Here is a 17715-nt window from a genome sequence, read left to right as displayed (position 1 = left end):
GCGGTTCCACATGCGCGGTGAAACGAGCCGCATCAGGCCCCGGTCAGGCTGTCCCGCCCACGGTGATGCCCTCGATCAGCAGGGTGGGCTGGCCGACACCGGCGGGCACGCTCTGCCCGGCTTTGCCGCACACGCCGACGCCGCGATCGAGTTCGAGGTCGTTGCCGATCCCCTTCACGCGGGTCAGCACGCTGGGGCCGTCGCCGATCAGCGTCGCCCCCTTGATCGGCGCGCCGATGCGCCCGTTCTCGACCTTGTAGGCCTCGTTGCACGAGAACACGAACTTGCCCGAGACGATATCGACCTGACCGCCGCCCATCGACTTCACATAGATGCCGTTGTTCAGGCGCGAGAGCAGCTCTGCCGGATCGTCGTTCCCGGCGCGCATGAAGGTGTTGGTCATGCGCGGCATCGGGGCATGCGCATAGCTTTCGCGGCGGCCGTTGCCGGTGGCCTTGGTCCCCATCAGGCGCGCGTTGAGGCGGTCCTGCATGTAGCCCTTGAGGATGCCGTCCTCGATCAGCACGGTTTCCTGCGTGGGCGTGCCTTCATCGTCGATGGAGAGCGAGCCGCGACGGTTCTCGATGCTGCCATCGTCGACCACGGTGACGCCGGGGGCAGCGACACGCTCGCCGATGCGGCCGGAGAAGGCCGACGTGCCCTTGCGGTTGAAATCGCCCTCAAGCCCGTGGCCGACCGCTTCGTGCAGGATCACGCCGGGCCAGCCGGGGCCGAGCAGCACGGTCATCTCGCCCGCCGGGGCATCGACGCTTTCAAGATTGGTCAGCGCCTGTCCCAGCGCTACGTCGATGGCGTGGTTCCAGCTCTCGGGCTCGAACAGGGTGTCGTAGAGGTAACGTCCGCCCATGCCGTAGCTGCCGGTTTCGCGGCGCCCGTTGCTTTCGGCGACGATGTTGACGTTCAGGCGCACCAGCGGGCGCACGTCGGTGCCGATGAAGCCATCGGGCCGAACGATCTCCACTACCGACCACGAGCCGACAAGGCTGGCGCTGACCTGCGCCACGCGCGGATCGCGGGCGCGGGCGGCGGCATCGATGCTTTCCAGCAGCGCGACCTTCTTCGCGAAAGGCACCAGATCGAGCGGTGAGGCATCGGTGTAGAGGTGGCGGTTGTTGCCCGGCGGCGGCGCGGCGCGCAGCGCGGTAGCGGGATCGAGCAGCCGCAGGGTCTCGCCCGCGCGGCGGATGGCGGCAGGCGAAATCTCGTTGGCGTGGGCAAACCCGGTCATCTCGCCCGATACGCCGCGCAGGCCGAACCCTGCATCGCGCGAATAGTCGGCGGTCTTCAGGCGACCGTCATCGAAGCCGAAAGCCTCGGTGGCGACGAACTGGAGGTACAGCTCGCCATCCTCGCAGGCCGAGAGCGTCTGCGCCGCCAGCGCCGATGCCTCTTCGGGCGAGAGGTGGCGATAGAGCAGCGAGCGGGGATCGGAATAGGTCATGTCGGCAGGATATAGGCCCGCCTGCCGCCAAGGGGAAGATCGGGAAAGCGGCTCAATTGAGGCCGGACCGCAGCAGGGCTTAGAGTCCGTTTGAGAAATCGCGAAAGAGCGATTTCAGAGGCGGCACCGGCCCACGCCCCCACCCTGCCACCCAACGGTAGTATCCTGCGGGTGGCAGGGTGGGGGCGTGGGCCGGTGCCGCGATGCGCCGTCAGGCGCATTTTCAAACGGGCTCTTACGCGGCCTGTTGGTCTGCCGGGCCGCCCTTCAGCACGAAGCGGCGATCGCAGTAGCCGCATTCGACATAGCCCTTTTCGTCGATCTCCAGCCACACGCGCGGGTGGCCGAGGGCGGCGGGCTTGTACTGGCCGTTGCTGCGGATGTCGCTGGCGCCGTCGCAGCTGACGCGGTGCGACTCGACGTATACGGTTTCGGGCTGCGTGCTCATGGCTCCGGCGATTACCAAGGCTGCGGCGTGAAGGCCAGTGTGGTTTTTCGCAGGTCGCAATGCGTGTCCCGCACGCCGGTCATCCCCAAGGGGTGAGCCGACGTGCAGGAGCGCATGGATGCCGATCAGGCGGCGACGGTCAGGGCCTTGGCCTCTTCCAGGGCCTTGGCGACGGCAGCCTCGCGGGTCGCCTGGTCGATGGCGATGCCTTCGGCCAGAACGAAGGTCGGGTTGGTAATGCCGATGAAGCCGAGCGCGGCGCGCAGGTAGGTCTCGCCATGCTCGAAAGCGGCGGCGGGCTGGCCTTCGCCGTAGAAGCCGCCGCGAGCGAGCGCGACGAACACCTTCTTGTCACCGGCTAGGCCGACCGGGCCTTCGGCGGTGTACTGGAAGGTCTTGCCGGCCACCAGAATGCGGTCGATCCAGGCCTTGAGCTGGCTGGGGATCGTGAAGTTGTAGAGGCCCGCGCCGATCACGATCACGTCGCTGGCGAGGAACTGGTTGAGCTCGTCCGAACCGTCCGGGTTGCCCAGCACGTCGAGCGTCAGGTGCGGCAGCGGGTTGGCGGCAAGGTCGAGCGTCGAGACTTCGACCGAGGCGTCGCCTGCGGTCAGAGCCTCGACGATGGCCTTTGATACCGTGCGGCTGACGGAATGTTCGCCGGTGATGCTGGAATCGATGTGGAGCAGTTTCATCTGGGAGGGTATCCTCGGTCTGGATTTGTGACCGGGTCTAGGTATGCTGTTCGCATCGGTTGGCCAAGAACGCATATTTTAAGGACCAGGTCACATGAATATGACCACCCACGATTTCGACGATGCCGTTGCCGCGCTCGACCATGCCAAGGCCAGCGCGGATCATCGCTATTGCCCGGCGATCGGCGACATCCTCGCTCGCGTGGGTGACAAATGGTCGATGATGGTGGTGATGCGCCTGCTGGACGGGGCCTTGCGCTTCAACGCGCTGAAGCGCGAGATCGGCGGCATTTCGCAGCAGATGCTCTCGCGCACGCTGCGCGCGCTGGAGCGTGACGGGCTGGTGGAGCGTACCGTGCATGCCACGGTCCCGGTGCAGGTCGACTATGCGCTGAGCCCGCTGGGGCATTCGCTGGCTGAGCCGGTGCGGTTGCTCGGCGCCTGGGCCTTCGCGCATCGCCCGGTGATCGAACAGGCGCGCGCCCGCTATGATGCGCAGGAGTAGAGGCGGGGCCGCGTAGACTAATCTGGATGGTTCACTGGTGCCCCATTGCGGACGCTCCTGATTTTTGAAATGTCAGGTCAATGAGAACATCCAGCGCAAAATTTTCTCTATGCTTAACAGTTGGAACGGCCTTAGCGATTTGTACTGCTTGCACATCTGCCAAATCAGAAAGCGAACCTCAGCCGATGCAAAAGCAATTCAAGCTAGCTGCCGAACAAATCCGCCCGTTGGCATTGGGACGTGGCGGCGCAATTGCAAGCGACAGAATTACTGTAGATGGTCGGGCGGTAGGTTATATGTACCGTCTCAAGTCTCACGATCAGCAGGATAGTGGGTGGGCGTTTCTAGCCGGTGACGAATCCGACGAATACATGGCTAATCCGGGTAAGCACGCGATTTATGATGTAAATACAATCGCAAACTACGATCCAGAGATTATCCCGCTTCTAGACGCTCCGGTCGGCTCTGCATTTATTCGCGAAAAGAATGGACTGGTGCGTGACCCCCTCGGGGCGCCCTCTGATTAAGGCGCTTGAACAACCGCTACCCACCCCAGACAGCCATTCGGCGGACGGCAAATTTGTCCGTACCGCCCGGGCATATTGCCTTTACGCGCCCGCAACGGAGCCGCTAAAGGCAGCGCATGACCAGCTCCCCCGCGATCGCCATCCGTGACCTCGTCAAGCGCTATGCCCCTGCCGGAACCGGCGAGGGCAAGCTGGCGCTGAAGGGGGTCTCGTTCGATGTGCCCGAAGGCGGCATCTTCGGCCTGCTGGGGCCGAACGGCGCGGGCAAGTCCACGCTGATCAACATCATGGCCGGGCTGGTCCGCAAGACTTCGGGCAGCATCGATATCTGGGGTTTCGATATCGATCGCGACCAGCGCAACGCCAAGCGCTCGATCGGCATCGTCCCGCAGGAGATCGTGTTCGACCCGTTTTTCACCCCGTTCGAGGTGCTGGAGAACCAGGCCGGGTTCTACGGCATCGCCAAGGCGCTGCGCCGCTCCGAAGACCTGCTGCGCGCGGTGCATCTGGCCGACAAGCGCGATGCCTATGCGCGCACGCTGTCGGGCGGCATGAAGCGTCGCCTGCTGATCGCCAAGGCGCTGGTCCATCAGCCGCCGGTGCTGGTGCTCGACGAGCCGACCGCCGGTGTCGATGTGGAGCTGCGTCGCCAGCTGTGGGAGCTTGTGTCCGAGCTGAACCGCGAAGGCGCGACGATCGTGCTGACCACGCACTATCTCGAAGAGGCCGAGGAGCTGTGCGATCGCATCGCCATCATCAACCACGGTGAACTGATCGCCAACAAGCCGACGCGCGAGCTGGTGGGCATGGCGCGCGAGAAGATCCTCGTCCTGACGCTCGACCGCGATGTGACGCAACTGCCCAGCCATCCCGGTTTCCTCAAGTGCGAGGCGGAAGGGGAGCGGGGTCTGCGGATTACCTACGATAAGGATCGCAGCAATGCGGGCGAAATCCTTTCGGCGGTGCAGGCGCAGGGCTTCACGGTCGTCGACGTGACGACGCGCGAGGCGGATCTGGAAGACGTGTTCGTCTCGCTTACCAGCGAGGTGGCCGCCGCCTGATCGGCAGGACAATTATTGGTGCATGAGGGGCGTGGTGTTTCTCCGCGCCCTTTATGCAGGTTGAGCGCGGCAGTTCAGAGCATTTTCCCATCAGGCAGAATCGCCTGTTGGCTCAGAAAATGTGACAAACCAGAAGCTTAGAGCGATCGATCCGGTGCAGCCGGATCGAAAATCACTCTAATGCTATCGCCAGTCGCGCAGCCACATCTGGTGGCGCACGCGCCTGATCGCGCTGCCGCATCGTTGGCATTCGCCGACATAGTGCGTGCCGTCCCAGACGACGTCCTTGCTGCGCGGTTTGTGGCGGTTGAAAAGGCACATGCGCGGTAGTGGCAGCAGCCCCTTCGGGTCATCTTCGGTGCCGAGGCTGGCGAGTATCTGAGTGGCCGACGGCGGCCCCGGCATGTCGCTCTGGTTCGAGAGCGTCAGGTCGGAGTGACGGAAATCGGTCGCAGACCGTATAGCTGTCATAATCGTATCCTCATCTCGAAGCGCAAAAGCGTTTCAAATCAATACTTGCGGCATTAGATGGTGCGCTCAGGCCGAAGTTCGCGCAATGACGCCTTGGTCAAGCACGCCCAATACCACCGTATCCCGCTGGGATCGTGGCATTTTCATCCTTCACAATTCAAATCCAACCTAGATAGTCCGCCCCGGTACGGTAAGAAAACGAATCGACAGGCCCCCCAGCCTTGCGAACCTCTGTTCGCGTGCGATTCGTTTCGTTGGGTTCATTTTGAACATAAATTACATACTTGTACAAGTGCTTGTTCGCAGGTGCGGCATTACTTCCTAAAAAGATAGGATAATTGCGACATTTTTGGTGTTTCTACCAATTGCGCAGACGCGAAAAGAAAAACAAAAATTTTCCGCCAGTCCCGCTCTGGGGCATTTTTGGCCATATCGGATGTTATTTTGGGGCTTGCGCAATTGGCGGTTCCGCACTTGCACGAAATCGACTTGTTGCCGGGGCTGCACCTACCTACGGAGTAACGCCCTGACGGGGGGCGCACGGCGACCTGTCCGGCGGATCGTAAATATCGCGGGAAAGGTTCGAAGAAATGCACCTCGAAGACCAGGTCGGTCCCATGGCTGTCGGGCAGGGCGATGTGGCGCCATCGCAGGCGTGGGATGTGATCGTGATCGGCTCCGGTGCGGCCGGCCTCACCGCCGCGCTGGCGCTGGCGCAGACCTGTCGGGTGTTGGTGCTGGCCAAGGGCAGCCTCACCGGAGGGTCAACAGCCTGGGCGCAGGGTGGGATCGCAGCGGTCCTCGATGCCGGGGACACGTTCGAGGACCATATCGAGGACACGATGGTCGCCGGTGCCGGACTTAACCGGCGTGAGACGGTGGAATTCGTGATCGAACGGGCCCCGCGCGCGATCGAGCGCCTTGTCGAACTGGGCGTGCCTTTCAATGCGGATGGCAATTCGCTGCATCTTACGCGCGAGGGCGGCCATTCCCATCGCCGGATCGTCCATGTCGCGGATGCGACCGGCTGGGCCGTGCAGCAGGCACTGCTGCGCGCGGCCGAGGCGCACCCCAATATCACGCTGCTGCCCGGTCGTTCGTGCATCGATCTCATCACCGGGCGCCATGAACAACGCTATTCGGGCTCGGGCCGGGTCTGGGGTGTCTACGCCCTCGATGAGGAAAGCGGCCGGGTCGAGGCCCATGTCGCGCGTGCCACGGTGCTCGCCACCGGCGGGGCGGGCCGCGTCTATCAGTTTTCCACGGCGCCGCGCGGCGCCACCGGTGACGGCATCGCCATGGCCTGGCGGGCGGGTGCGCGGGTCTCCAACATGGAGATGATGCAGTTTCACCCGACCTGCCTTTACAGCCTTGAGGTCAAGAATTTCCTTATAACCGAAGCTGTTCGCGGCGAGGGCGGGCACCTGAAGCACCCCATCACGGGCCACCGCTTCATGCCCGACTATGACGAGCGCGCCGAGCTGGCGCCACGCGACGTGGTTGCGCGCGCCATCGACGACCAGATCAAGCGCTACGGCCTCGATTACGTTCACCTCGACATCAGCCATCAGCCGCCGGAATTTGTGAAAGAGCATTTCCCGAACATCCATGAGAAGTTGCTGGGGCTGGGCATCGATATGACGAAGGAGCCGATCCCCGTCGTTCCCGCGCAGCACTACACCTGCGGTGGCGTGCTGGTCGATCTCGACGGGCGTACCGACCTGCCGGGGCTCTATGCGGCGGGCGAGTGCACGGAAAGCGGCCTTCATGGCGCGAACCGCCTCGCTTCGAACTCGCTGCTCGAATGCTTTGTGTTCGGCGATGCGGTGGCAACCCATATTCTCGATAACTGGGCGAGGTTCGAGGCGCCGCCGGCGGTTCGTCCATGGGATGAAAGCCGCGTGACGGACTCGGACGAGGAAGTCGTGATCAAGCAGAACTGGGGCGAAATCCGCCGCTTCATGTGGAATTACGTCGGCATCGTGCGCACGACGAAACGCCTGGAACGCGCCATGCATCGTATCCAGATGCTGAACGGCGAGGTCGAGGAATATTATCGGCACTTCCGCGTCTCGACTGACCTGATCGAACTGCGCAATCTCTTGCAGAGTGCTGACCTGATCGTGGCTTCGGCTTTGAAGCGCCATGAAAGTCGTGGCCTGCACTATACGCTGGATTATCCGGGGATGACGGCCCCTCCGCTCGATACCGTACTGGTGCCGTAGAATGGGCGGCAACGTGAGCGTGCAGCGGTTATGAGGACTTGTGCAAGGTGCGCCCGGTTGCCGGCTCTCACCGAGATTTTCACGCTGCAGGTGCGGTCGAAGCAGGGAGCCTTGAAGTGACGGCTGTGGCCCGCCGGCGGCCGATAACAGGTGTCGCGTAAGGTTGGCAGGAAGAGGCAGGTGACAAATTTGAGCAACCTGCGTCGCACTCAAATTCGTTTCGACATGATGTGACTAAGTGGGCGCTAACCAGCCTTGGAAACCCGCCCAACCTTGACCCAAGCGCCGTCCAAGGAGAAAGCCGCTTTGGCTGGGAAACCGCCGATGTCCTTGTGGAAGTGTTTTAAGGCAGGTGGTGCGCTTACGTGAGGCTCACCCGGATTTTCGTGGGTATCCTCATCCTGCATAGCGATTTCTCCTTTGATTTCAGTGGCGGCAGTTCGAGTCGCTTACGGGACTCGAAATTAATTTCTATCTCTTTGATATTAAAGATGTTTTTGATCTAATTTATTCTCGAGGCCCCATTCAGGTCTCCAAAAAAATTTAACCTTAGTCGTTAAAGGCCAGTCATGTCGTGAATGTTGAATTATATCCTTAAATATCAAATGCTTTAACTGAATAAGACGTTGTGTGAGGGTTTTACCAAACTTCGGACTCATTCGCGCATTTTTTGAACTTCCGAGGTAGGAAAAATGCCGATTCTTTCCGCAACGGCCTCTACGTCAGTCTGCGCAGGAATTAGGAGCCACCTGTCAGGCGCTTTCGCATCGACGACCGCAACGGCACCTTTCGGACAAACCTTCAGGCAGCGTGTTTCAACAACGAGCAAGTTCGATTTGCGCCCGTTTTTGGTGCCAGCCAGCTTGCGCAGTTCCTTCGCCAGCGGCTTGTCACCTTTCTTGCCAAAGCCTCCACCAAGCTTCTTCGAGCATTTGCTGCAGACGAGTACCACGTCTCGGGTGTTAGCGGATATGGAGCGGACCATTTCCTCAATGTAGGAAGGTGCTTCTTTGACGCTAGGCTACATGGACGAATTCAACTGGTCTGCAGGCGCCGCTTTTCGGTTATAACGCTGCCGCATCTTGGGGCGACGTCGAAGCTGCAAGCTTTCTCACGACGACCTGATGTTGCCAGCCCATATGCTCGTCGATAAGCGTAACGGTCGTTATGCTTAAGAACTCTTGGTTTGTCGTCGCAGCATCCGGTGACGTGTCTGCCGCGCCTCGTCCTGTACGCATGCTAGGACAGGATTTTGTTGCGTTCCGGGACAGGTCCGGAGCAGCACGGTTGCTGTCCGACACCTGCGTGCATCGCGGCGGTGCTCTGTCGGGCGGGCGTATCGTTGATGACTCCGTGGAATGCCCCTATCACGGCTTGCGCTTTGGCGTTGATGGGCGGTGTGTCGCCATTCCCGCCCAACCTCAATTGCGCATACCGGCCAAGGCGCGTGTCGACTCTTACCCGATCATCGAGCGCTATGGCTGGATCTGGGCATTTCTCGGCGACCTGCCTGACGCGGAGCGACCACCGATACCAAAGCTGCCGTGGGTTGACGATCCATCGATACGTTTGGTGCGCGGCCGGTTCGACTGGGACGTGAGCTGGGATCGGGTCATGGAAAATGGCCTTGATTTCGCGCATGCGCCGTTCGTCCATGGAACAAGCTTCGGAGACCCGGACAATCCCGACATTGACGCCTTCGATGTGAAAGTTGATGATTGGGAGGGAAGCGCGCGGATGGTCATGCATCGACCGATCCGGTCGTGGCTATCGTCGAAGAAAGGGGCAAACCGCACGGCTGTCGTTGTGCGTCCTTCGTTTCATTTGTCCGGACCGTGTACATTCCTGGAACTTGAGCCGCGCAAGGGATGGAGAGTGTTCATCGCATCGGCTCATGTCCCAGTAGATCGCAACCGAACCCGGACGATCTGGATGATGGGACGCAGCTTCTTTCGGCATTGGCTGTTCGATAGAGACAGCATCAAGCGGAACATGCGGATATTCACCGAAGATCATGCTGTGCTGACGAATGTGAAGCCTGAGAGTGTGCCAGATGATTGGCAGGATGAAGTGTCGGTCAAATCTGACGCCCTCCAGATCGCTTTTCGAAAGCGGCTCCGCATGTGGGAAGCCGTCGGCAACAAGATTGATGAGAGCCGTCTTGACCGGGAGTTTCGTGGCCGTAGGGCGACGGCGATTGCGTGCCCGGCACGGCGCCTGACCGACTTCAACTGGCCGATTGAAGAGGTGCCAACTCTTCCTTTCGCTGCCCGAAACGATACAGTTAAGCTTTAGGATCACGCCATGAACTGACTTCAAGTCGAGAAGACGGGTGTCTGCTCCGGTTCATCCGCTTCCAAAACCGGCCTTTCCGCAAAGGCGTCGGTCCGGTGATGCTGAAGCGCCATTCCGCCAACTGACCTGTAAGTGTCGCGTTCATACCAGCGCGACTGCGGTGACTGCTAGTGTGAACGACGTGTGGGTCGGCTGGTGATCCCAGCCGAGGTGAAGTGAGGGCTAGACCTGCTACTTCAGGAATGCGAGAGGCTACGCCAGCAAACGTCGAGTTCTGGGAAAACCTGACGTTCGAGTCGCCCAGCTGGATCGGCCACTTTGTCCCCAACTGCCGCCTACAAGTTCGCCGCATTCTAACCGCTCAGTCGCCAATTTTACGCTCTCAGGTGCGGACCGGCAGCTTACCGATTCTGGATATCCAAGGCTCGCCGGGACCTGCCGAACGTCAGCCAGCCTATTTCCTGACCGGTAATTTCGGCGCCTGCGACGAAGATGCCGACAACGCCGGTCTGCTGCCCTGCGATTTCTGAATCTGGTGGGTGCGAATTGTGCGCGTCCGGAACGTCGCCGTGATCATCCATCCAACGGCAATGAGGATGAATATCGTGATCACCGTCACATACGCAATCTTGAACACCCGAAACCAAATTTCCCCATTCTTCACGACGGTCCAGTTATTCTTAAGCGGCAGTCGTCCATGCAGTAAGACGGCATCACGATGCTGCGCGATCTTGGCGTCGTCGAGCGTGCCCTCGAGTAAATCGCTCCTGAGCTGGGCTAGAGCTGCTCTAACCTCTGTCCATTCCTCTTTATTCGGATTCTCACGCAACTCGACGCGCACCTGTGCTGCGTCGAACGCAAGCAGCTGCTCCACCCGCCTGTCATCCTTGGACCCGCGATAGGCCTGTGCAGCGGCCAACGCCGCGGCGAGGTCCTTGCGCTGTTCGTTGATCCAGTCCTGCCTGAATTCGCTGACCTTGTTCTCCTTGCCAACTACCAGGTTGATACCGGTGAGCAGGGCGGTGACCGTCCCGATCGTCAATGCGACGAGAGGCGCCAACCAAGTCGCGGCGTTTCCAAGATCCATTCCGCTATATCCAATCGTAAACCAAGTCGACGATGTGTCGACGACCTTTCGCTCGCACGTGCGTTGCAGGGCCTCAACTAGCCTCGCCTTTGCTGATCTTTTTGCGCGGGGTCGCCTCATATACGTGACAAACCAAATGCCATCGACAGATCAGGACCAGCTCCTCAAGGCACACGCGGGCCTGGGAGCATTTACGCCGGCCTGCACGCAGCCTTCGCCCCGATGACATGTGCGACCTGCGATCGCCACGTGTGAACCGCCAACGATGCTGGTGCACCAGCCTCAGTTCTCGATAGCATTTCGCGTCGCAGTCATCGCCTCTATCGCCGACTTTACCTCGGCATACAGGTCGGTTTCGATTTCTCCGGCGTCGATCTCGACGATGAGGGCAAAGCGCACCTGCGGCATCACTTCGTCGGCGAACTGCCTCAGGAAAGACTTGGACTTCCACCATCCCGTCACGGGATGCACGGCGAGCAGATTACGCCTTGCAAGGTCGGACGCCTTACCCGTCAATTCGTCGATATGGAGCGAACCCACATCCCGACGGTCGCTGCCAAACGTCCAGTTGTCCTCCTCGCTCGTCGTTGGGCCGTTTACCTGTTCGGCAAGCTTGCTAATACGTGCCTTGAACTGAAGTGCCTTCTCCCCTGCGCGGTTGAGCTTGAAGCGCAGATTGTGCGACGCATAGCGATAGCGGTTGCCGCGCGCATTCTCCGATGGGTTGGGCGCCACGAAGGAACTCAGAGCGACCCGCAGCTTGATCTGGGCATCATTGAGTTTGCGAAGCGCTTCCACCGGCCAGGGTAAGGTAAAGAACTTCATCTCGTTGAGAACGTCGCTGCCACTATCGGAAAACCCATAGGGGCGGATCGTATCTTCGACCACCAGCGTAAGCGCATTGGAAGCGCTGCGACGCGCCCGTTCGAGGTCGGGAACCCCGTACCCGTAGCGCTGGAAAAGACGGGCGTAGCTGCCCTTGGAAGGTGAGTGCGGCAAATGCGAGCGCATCTGCGGCGTCCAGCGGGCCGACGAAACGTACAGGCCGCGGATCGTCTCAGGCCAGAAAGCCGGATAATCCGTCCAGAGCTCAGTGATTTGCTTGGCCGCAAGAGCGGTCGCCGCGCTCGTATCGAACGTGAACTGGAACGAGCGTTCCGGGTACAAGTGATGCGTCGTCAGCAACGATAGCCAGCCATGCCGCATCGGCGGCGGAGAACTCGCAACCGCCCAGTTTCCCCCTTCCATCACGATGTCGGGCTTAAGCGGCCATTGCGACGTCCACGACGCAGTCCGCGAGGCAGGCGAGAGGTCCCCAAACGGTGCGAGATGCGACAGGCTATCCGCCGCAGGTAATGCCGTCTTCTCGGTATAAGCGCCCACGCAGATCGCATTCCAGGCCTGCGCCGGAGACTCGATCTCATTGTCGGCGTGATCGCACGTCGCGAGATAATCTCCCGCACCAAACTTGAAGTTGTCCGTGTTGCCCGCAGAAACGAGGATCAGACGCTTGTGCGGGATATTGCCGGAGATGCCTGCGCAAAGCTGGTCCACCTCACTCGACCACGATGTCGGCGCTCCGTCATGCGGACTGTCCTCGCCCGTGGTGGTTGCCATCGTGAAGGTCCGCCGCCGCGGCCAAGTGACTTCGACCGCGTCAACCGCCTGACGCGTGACTGCGCCAAGCAGGTGATGCGGGTTCACGCCCGCATCAGGCAAGAGCTTGACCGACTCCAGTCGGTTGCGGACCGTCACCGGTCCGGATTGCTGCAGCGTAAAGGTGAGGTCACCGAACAGGGCGAGACCTGCAAGCTGCGTGCCGTGACCTTTCACGTCCTCGACCCCCCACGCAAAATTGGCCGCGAACCGGTCGTCCGGGTGGAGGGCCGGCTGCAGGAGCGGGTGCGCCCGGCTGACGCCGGTATCGAGCAGGGTCACAAAGCCCGGATCGGGATCGACGTCGTACTGCGTGCGCCTCGCCATCTCTCCCACCCACGCGGTCTGTTCCTGGACCGGAAGGCCATCGAAGAAGTCAGCGGTGGTCGCCGGGACCGCCAGCGCCCTTGTCCCCTGCGCGCGCCGGATCAGAAGCGCGAGGACATCGCGGGTGGCCTGCGCAAGGACCACGATGTCTTCCGGAAAAAGCAATCGCTCGGCTCCGATGGTCACCCCGAAGGCCGGTGCCTTTTCCACAAATGCAGCGGCGCACTCAGGATCGAGCCAAATTTCCCAGAACTGCGCCCCTTCATCAGCCGGAAAAGCTGCCGCAGGACTGCGCCACAGGCCTCGAAGTCCGGCCTCAGTGATGGCTCCAAGGCTTTGGACAAGGTCCGCGTTCTTGGGACGCCCGGGAATGATGACGCCGTCCTTCTCCCGATCCGGCATGTCTTCCGAACCAAATTGTTCCACCTTCTGCCGAAGGTTCGCAATACCCTTGGGCGTCGCGAACACCGTGGCCAGCTCGCGGTCCCCCGTCTCGGTGGACCCAGACTCAAATTTCAGGAGCGAAAGCCCGCTCGCATCAAGGCTTCCTCGCTTCAACGGCTCATTTGGCCGTCCGGCAATTTCGAGGTAAATTCCCGGCTCGCCTTGGCCCCGAAAATTCGGAAGAGCGTCGATTGCACTGAGCAGAGCTATCGCATGTCCAGCGCGGTCCGCGACGTCGCTGGGAGGCTTACCCCTGCCCGGAATTTTTGACCGGAACTTTTCGGGCGCGCCCCAGCCCTGAAGTTGGAAATGCGGCAGATTTCTCGGCAAACTCATCACCCCCTAATGCCTGAAGCGTGCGTCTGCGGACCAGCGCTTCAAGCAACCCCCCGGTTGCAATCGCTTCCTTGTCCGCGATGACCGCGCGCCTCGCTGCATCTTCCGCTGCCGAAACCACGTCGGCGGTCGAGAGGCCCGAGGCCAACTCGAGAACCTTCTCCCAGCGCACTCGGGACGTCGAGAACCCCACGAGGCGTCGCTCGATCGCTTGGCGGATGGCCTTGCAATCAGGCAATTCAAACGGCATGACCATGTCGAAACGGCGCAGAACGGCGCGGTCTAGAATTGCGGCCAGGTTCGTGGTTGCAACGACGATCGAAGGACCGGTATCCTCGTCGAGAAATTGCAGGAACGAGTTCAAAACACGGCGCGCTTCGCCCACATCGTTCCCGTCACCCCGCGCAGCGGCAAGTGCATCGATCTCGTCGAAAAGGTAAACTCCCCGGGTGGTCTTGATGGCGTCGAAGACCATCTTCAGTTTCTGCGCTGTCTCGCCCATGTACTTGGTGATGAGACCATGAAGCATTACGGAAAATAGCGGAAACTGGAGCTCGCCCGCCAGCGCCGAGGCGCTCAGTGTCTTACCGGTTCCTGGAGGCCCCGACAGCAGCAAGCGCCGGCGTGGCTTCAGCCCCTTCTCCTCGAGCTTTTCGCGCAGACGCGTCTCGACGACGATGTGGGCAAGCTCATCCTCGATATGCGATGGCAGGATGACATCGCCAAGGCGGGTGCCCGGATAGGATGCGACCAATAACTGCGCCAGATCACCGCGAGGCGCTGCAATCGGTGTCGGGACAGGAACCCGGCTTGCCGGGGCCTCCTGCCCAGCCTCGGCCCACTGCCTTAATTGCTCGGCGAGCCGCTTGTGCCCCTTCTGGTCCTCAGCCGCAGACAATTGCATCGCAAGATCGAAAAATCGATCGGCATCGCCTTCCGCGTGGCTCTTGACGAGACCTATGAGTTGCTGTGCCGATGCCATTATAAAACCTTCTGTACCGAGCCGAGCGGGCCGATACACCCCCAATTCGAAGCGAGCCTATGGCTTTTTGCGATTTATAGCCATCGATTTTCGTCAATCCACTCTACTTCCGTGGCCTCGCACAGACCGCTCCCGCCTGATCCGCTCGCTCGCCAGCCAACTCGAGCTAGTGGCCAACGGGCGCACCAAAATCATCCGGAGCCGGGCGCTGGACGTTATCGCTGACCTCACAGGACCCCATGCGCCGCACACTGCATGCGGCAAGGCTTTTATTGAGCTGACCAGATCAGACCCGGTCAGTGCCAACATCATTATCGAGGAGGCGTGGGCGGTACTGAAGCTTTAGGCGCCCGTCGATCGAACTGCGCCCAACTGAGCACTAGGCCGTCGGTGACTGAGCGGACGCGCATCGCGCATGCCAGTCCATCGTGATCCTAAGATGTTTTAGTCGGTGACCCATAGCATCGAAACATACAGTCTCGCCGTTCCAGGGTCCGCTATTGCCACTTTGGCGCTCCAAACCGGACCGAGCACAAAGTCCCAGTCCAGGCGTTGCGTTCTAGAAAAACTGACCTTTCTCCGACATTCAACCGCCGATGTTGCACGACCAGTCCTTATCATCGCCAGCCGCCGACACGGACGCCTCCCTAAGTGTTTTTTACACCTTCATTGAGTGGCTTTCTCCCCCACAAACCACCGGGAGAGAAGCCGGTTTTGGTTCTGTAACCGCAATTCCCTGATAGCCGTCATCGGCGATCTTGCGTGGTTTAGGGCTGCGGGCCGCCCTAGATTCCGAGCCAATCCCGAGAACAGCGGAAAACGCTGGCGGGTATTATGGAGGATCTGACATGGCAACCGCCCCGATCAATACTGACACGCGCAATCCGCGCAGCCGCTACCAATATCTCACCGACACCAATTCCGGCACGCTCGCAGGCGAGTTGCTGCGCCGCTACTGGCAGCCGGTCGCGCTGGTGACCGACCTGCCCGAAGGCGCCGCGCCGCTGCCCCTGCGCATCATGGGCGATGATCTCGTGCTGTTTCGCGATGGTTCGGGCAAGGTCGGAGCGCTCGATCGCAAATGCGCGCATCGCTGCGCCGATCTTGCGCTGGCCCGCGTCGAGAGCGACGGGCTACGCTGCCCTTACCACGGCTGGCTGTTCGATGGCGCCGGCAGCGTGCTCGATCAGCCCGCCGAAGCCTCGCCCACCGCGAAGCACCGCATCAAGGCCCGCGCCTATCCGGTGCATGAGGCGGCCGGCGCCTTCTGGCTCTATCTGGGGCCGGGCGAGGCGCCGCCGTTTCCCGATTTTCCGGCTCTGCGCGGCGATCAGGCCTATCGCTACACTTGCCGCTGGTTCGGCGAGTCCAACTGGTTGCAGGCCAGCGAGGGTAACATCGACCCGGTGCACACGTCCTATCTGCACCAGATCGAGCTTGGCAGCGCCGACATGCAGGCGCGCTGGGGCATCTTCTCGAACACCGCCCGCCCGCAAATCTCTGTCGAGGACACACGTTTCGGCATCCGCATCTACACCACGCGCGCCTTGTCCGAGGGTGGCAATTCGCTGCGTGTCACCAATTTCGTGATGCCCAATGCCTGCGCGGTGGGCGGCTTCGAGGGTGATCTTGGCGAGGGCGGCGCGACCATGTTGTGGGACGTCCCGGTCGACAACGAGCATCACTGGCGCTGGGAGTTCATCTTCCACCGCAGTGGCGAACTCGCCAAGGAGGCGCTGGATACCCAGTATCGCGCCGAAAAGCTGCCCGGCACCGATCGCATGACCCGGACCGCCGAGACGCTCTACGGCCAGGATCGCGCCTCGATGGAGGCCGGTTATTACCTTGGCCTCGGCCCGTGCTTCTCGGTGCATGACGTGGTCATCACCCAGAGCCAGGGCCAGGTGCACGATCAGAGAGACGAACACCTCTCCTCTTCGGACATCGCCATCGTCCGCGCCCGCCGTATGCTCGACGAGGGCTGCCAGGCCGTGGCCGCCGGCGAAGACCCGCGCGGCGTGTTCCGCGACGCGGCAGCGAGCGACCTGACCGACGTGGTGGTGATTACCGCCAACCTGGCAGAAGGCGAGAGCAAGGAGGCTTTCGTCGAGAAACTCGCGAAAGACCCAGCGCTTTTCGCGCTCGCGCCGCTCTGATGCATCCCGGGGCGCCGTGCCCGCGCGGCCGGCGCCCTACAGAACTGGAAATCCCATGAACACTACCCAGATACCGCTGCGCGTGGCACGCAAATGGGCCGAGGCGGACAACGTCTCCGGCTTCGAACTGGTCGCCGACGACGGCGCCGAATTGCCCGGCTTCACCGCCGGCGCCCATATCGATGTCGAAGCCGCGCCCGGACTGATCCGGCAGTATTCGCTGTGCAACGCGCCGGCCGAGCGCCACCGCTATGTCATCGCCGTGCTGCGCGAGGTCGCCTCGCGCGGCGGCAGCGCGAGCATGGCGGAAAAACTGCATGAAGGCGATGTCCTGCATGTGAGTGCGCCGCGCAACCATTTCCCGCTCGCCGCCGAAGCACCGCATCACCTGTTGTTCGCCGGCGGCATCGGTATCACCCCGATCCTCGCCATGGCGGAAACTCTGTCGGCACTGGGCACGCCTTTCGCGCTGCATTACGCCTGCCGTAGCCGGGCGAGCGCCGCCTTCCTCGACCGGATCACCGCGTCCCCCTTCGCGGAGCAGGCCCAATGCCACTTCGACGACGAGGCCGGCGGCCCGCTCGATCTGGCCGCGGCGCTGGCGGAGGCGCCTGAAGGCGCGCATGTCTATGTCTGCGGCCCGGCCGGCTTCATCGACGCGGTGCTAGGCGCGGCGCAGGCCGCCGGCTTCCCCGAGGCTGCGCTGCACCGTGAATTCTTCGCCGCGACAGCGCATGAAGCCACGGCGGCGGATGGCGCCTTCACCGTCGAGATCGCGAGCACCGGCCAGCGCATTGCGGTCGCCGCAGACCAGCCGGTGATCGACGCGCTGGCGGCTCAGGGCATCGATTTGCCGGTCTCCTGCGAGCAAGGCGTGTGCGGCACCTGTGTCACCCGCGTGCTCGAAGGCATCCCCGATCACCGCGACATGTTCATGACCGCGGCGGAACACGCGAGCAACGATCAGTTCACGCCTTGCTGCTCGCGCGCGAAGACGCCGCTGCTCGTCCTCGACCTGTGATCAGGCGGAGCCATGCC

15 protein-coding genes are annotated in these 17715 nt (G+C 61.6%); 7 read left to right on the top strand and 8 right to left on the bottom strand.

Going from position 1 to position 17715, the window contains the following annotated elements; all coding sequences use genetic code 11:
• Window positions 1–43: 43 nt before the first annotated feature.
• The 3 genes from tldD to CI805_RS00840 form a co-directional block, all read right to left on the bottom strand.
• The gene (gene tldD / locus CI805_RS00850) at window positions 44–1462 is read right to left on the bottom strand and encodes a metalloprotease TldD (protein ID WP_260925143.1); all 1419 of its coding nucleotides are present in this window, start codon (window positions 1460–1462) and stop codon (window positions 44–46) included.
• A gap of 235 nt (window positions 1463–1697) precedes the next feature.
• Complete coding sequence (locus CI805_RS00845; RefSeq protein WP_260925135.1) at window positions 1698–1910, bottom strand: zinc-finger domain-containing protein; 213 nt, start codon at window positions 1908–1910, stop codon at window positions 1698–1700.
• 125 nt (window positions 1911–2035) lie between these two features.
• On the bottom strand, window positions 2036–2605 hold the full coding sequence (locus tag CI805_RS00840) for an FMN-dependent NADH-azoreductase (protein WP_260925133.1): 570 nt from the start codon (window positions 2603–2605) through the stop codon (window positions 2036–2038).
• 94 nt (window positions 2606–2699) lie between these two features.
• Between CI805_RS00840 and CI805_RS00835 the strand changes: the two genes are divergently transcribed.
• The 3 genes from CI805_RS00835 (at window position 2700) to CI805_RS00825 (ending at window position 4698) form a co-directional block, all read left to right on the top strand.
• Window positions 2700–3110 (top strand): winged helix-turn-helix transcriptional regulator, encoded by a 411-nt coding sequence (locus CI805_RS00835; protein WP_409934914.1) that lies wholly within the window; start codon window positions 2700–2702, stop codon window positions 3108–3110.
• An 80-nt stretch (window positions 3111–3190) separates the two neighbouring features.
• Window positions 3191–3637 (top strand): DUF2185 domain-containing protein, encoded by a 447-nt coding sequence (locus CI805_RS00830; RefSeq protein WP_260925131.1) that lies wholly within the window; start codon window positions 3191–3193, stop codon window positions 3635–3637.
• A 116-nt stretch (window positions 3638–3753) separates the two neighbouring features.
• The gene (locus tag CI805_RS00825) at window positions 3754–4698 is read left to right on the top strand and encodes an ABC transporter ATP-binding protein (RefSeq protein ID WP_260925129.1); all 945 of its coding nucleotides are present in this window, start codon (window positions 3754–3756) and stop codon (window positions 4696–4698) included.
• A gap of 183 nt (window positions 4699–4881) precedes the next feature.
• On the opposite strand, the gene CI805_RS00820 is transcribed toward CI805_RS00825, so the two are convergent.
• Window positions 4882–5169, bottom strand: a complete 288-nt coding sequence (locus CI805_RS00820; RefSeq protein WP_260925127.1) for a hypothetical protein — start codon at window positions 5167–5169, stop codon at window positions 4882–4884.
• A 617-nt stretch (window positions 5170–5786) separates the two neighbouring features.
• Between CI805_RS00820 and nadB the strand changes: the two genes are divergently transcribed.
• Window positions 5787–7394: an L-aspartate oxidase gene (gene nadB, locus CI805_RS00815; protein WP_260928015.1), complete on the top strand. Its 1608-nt coding sequence runs from the start codon at window positions 5787–5789 to the stop codon at window positions 7392–7394.
• Window positions 7395–8049: 655 nt separating this feature from the next.
• Here nadB and CI805_RS00810 read toward each other — a convergent pair.
• Complete coding sequence (locus tag CI805_RS00810) at window positions 8050–8346, bottom strand: (2Fe-2S) ferredoxin domain-containing protein (protein WP_260925125.1); 297 nt, start codon at window positions 8344–8346, stop codon at window positions 8050–8052.
• Between the two features lie 215 nt (window positions 8347–8561).
• Here CI805_RS00810 and CI805_RS00805 point away from each other — a divergent pair, with 215 nt between their 5' ends.
• Window positions 8562–9689, top strand: a complete 1128-nt coding sequence (locus tag CI805_RS00805; protein ID WP_313958509.1) for an aromatic ring-hydroxylating dioxygenase subunit alpha — start codon at window positions 8562–8564, stop codon at window positions 9687–9689.
• Between the two features lie 454 nt (window positions 9690–10143).
• On the opposite strand, the gene CI805_RS00800 is transcribed toward CI805_RS00805, so the two are convergent.
• From CI805_RS00800 to CI805_RS00790, 3 genes are all read right to left on the bottom strand, one after another.
• Window positions 10144–10749, bottom strand: coding sequence for a hypothetical protein (locus CI805_RS00800; protein WP_260925123.1), 606 nt, complete (start codon window positions 10747–10749; stop codon window positions 10144–10146).
• A 309-nt stretch (window positions 10750–11058) separates the two neighbouring features.
• Window positions 11059–13317, bottom strand: coding sequence for a S8 family peptidase (locus CI805_RS00795; RefSeq protein WP_260925121.1), 2259 nt, complete (start codon window positions 13315–13317; stop codon window positions 11059–11061).
• Between the two features lie 133 nt (window positions 13318–13450).
• A complete protein-coding gene (locus CI805_RS00790) occupies window positions 13451–14521 on the bottom strand; it encodes an AAA family ATPase (RefSeq protein WP_260925119.1) in 1071 nt (356 codons plus the stop codon).
• A gap of 848 nt (window positions 14522–15369) precedes the next feature.
• Between CI805_RS00790 and CI805_RS00785 the strand changes: the two genes are divergently transcribed.
• Both CI805_RS00785 and CI805_RS00780 read left to right on the top strand, forming a co-directional pair.
• Window positions 15370–16677: a Rieske 2Fe-2S domain-containing protein gene (locus CI805_RS00785; protein ID WP_260925110.1), complete on the top strand. Its 1308-nt coding sequence runs from the start codon at window positions 15370–15372 to the stop codon at window positions 16675–16677.
• Window positions 16678–16732: 55 nt separating this feature from the next.
• Window positions 16733–17698 carry a PDR/VanB family oxidoreductase gene (locus tag CI805_RS00780; protein ID WP_260925108.1) on the top strand — a complete coding sequence of 322 codons (966 nt, stop codon included), beginning with the start codon at window positions 16733–16735 and terminating at the stop codon, window positions 17696–17698.
• Window positions 17699–17715 lie beyond the last annotated feature (17 nt).

The organism is Novosphingobium sp. 9 (genome assembly GCF_025340265.1).
Classification (GTDB): domain Bacteria; phylum Pseudomonadota; class Alphaproteobacteria; order Sphingomonadales; family Sphingomonadaceae; genus Novosphingobium.
The sequence above is the reverse complement of the archived record's forward strand: the minus strand, read 5'-3'. Positions and strand labels throughout refer to the sequence as shown.

Excerpts from the sequence above, each read along its gene's own strand:
- tldD (WP_260925143.1), bottom strand. The coding sequence starts at position 1,462 with ATGACCTATTCCGATCCCCGCTCGCTGCTCTATCGCCACCTCTCGCCC.
- CI805_RS00845 (WP_260925135.1), bottom strand. The coding sequence starts at position 1,910 with ATGAGCACGCAGCCCGAAACCGTATACGTCGAGTCGCACCGCGTCAGC.
- CI805_RS00840 (WP_260925133.1), bottom strand. The coding sequence starts at position 2,605 with ATGAAACTGCTCCACATCGATTCCAGCATCACCGGCGAACATTCCGTC.
- CI805_RS00835 (WP_409934914.1), top strand. The coding sequence starts at position 2,700 with ATGAATATGACCACCCACGATTTCGACGATGCCGTTGCCGCGCTCGAC.
- CI805_RS00830 (WP_260925131.1), top strand. The coding sequence starts at position 3,191 with ATGAGAACATCCAGCGCAAAATTTTCTCTATGCTTAACAGTTGGAACG.
- CI805_RS00825 (WP_260925129.1), top strand. The coding sequence starts at position 3,754 with ATGACCAGCTCCCCCGCGATCGCCATCCGTGACCTCGTCAAGCGCTAT.
- CI805_RS00820 (WP_260925127.1), bottom strand. The coding sequence starts at position 5,169 with ATGACAGCTATACGGTCTGCGACCGATTTCCGTCACTCCGACCTGACG.
- nadB (WP_260928015.1), top strand. The coding sequence starts at position 5,787 with ATGGCTGTCGGGCAGGGCGATGTGGCGCCATCGCAGGCGTGGGATGTG.
- CI805_RS00805 (WP_313958509.1), top strand. The coding sequence starts at position 8,562 with ATGCTTAAGAACTCTTGGTTTGTCGTCGCAGCATCCGGTGACGTGTCT.
- CI805_RS00790 (WP_260925119.1), bottom strand. The coding sequence starts at position 14,521 with ATGGCATCGGCACAGCAACTCATAGGTCTCGTCAAGAGCCACGCGGAA.
- CI805_RS00785 (WP_260925110.1), top strand. The coding sequence starts at position 15,370 with ATGGCAACCGCCCCGATCAATACTGACACGCGCAATCCGCGCAGCCGC.
- CI805_RS00780 (WP_260925108.1), top strand. The coding sequence starts at position 16,733 with ATGAACACTACCCAGATACCGCTGCGCGTGGCACGCAAATGGGCCGAG.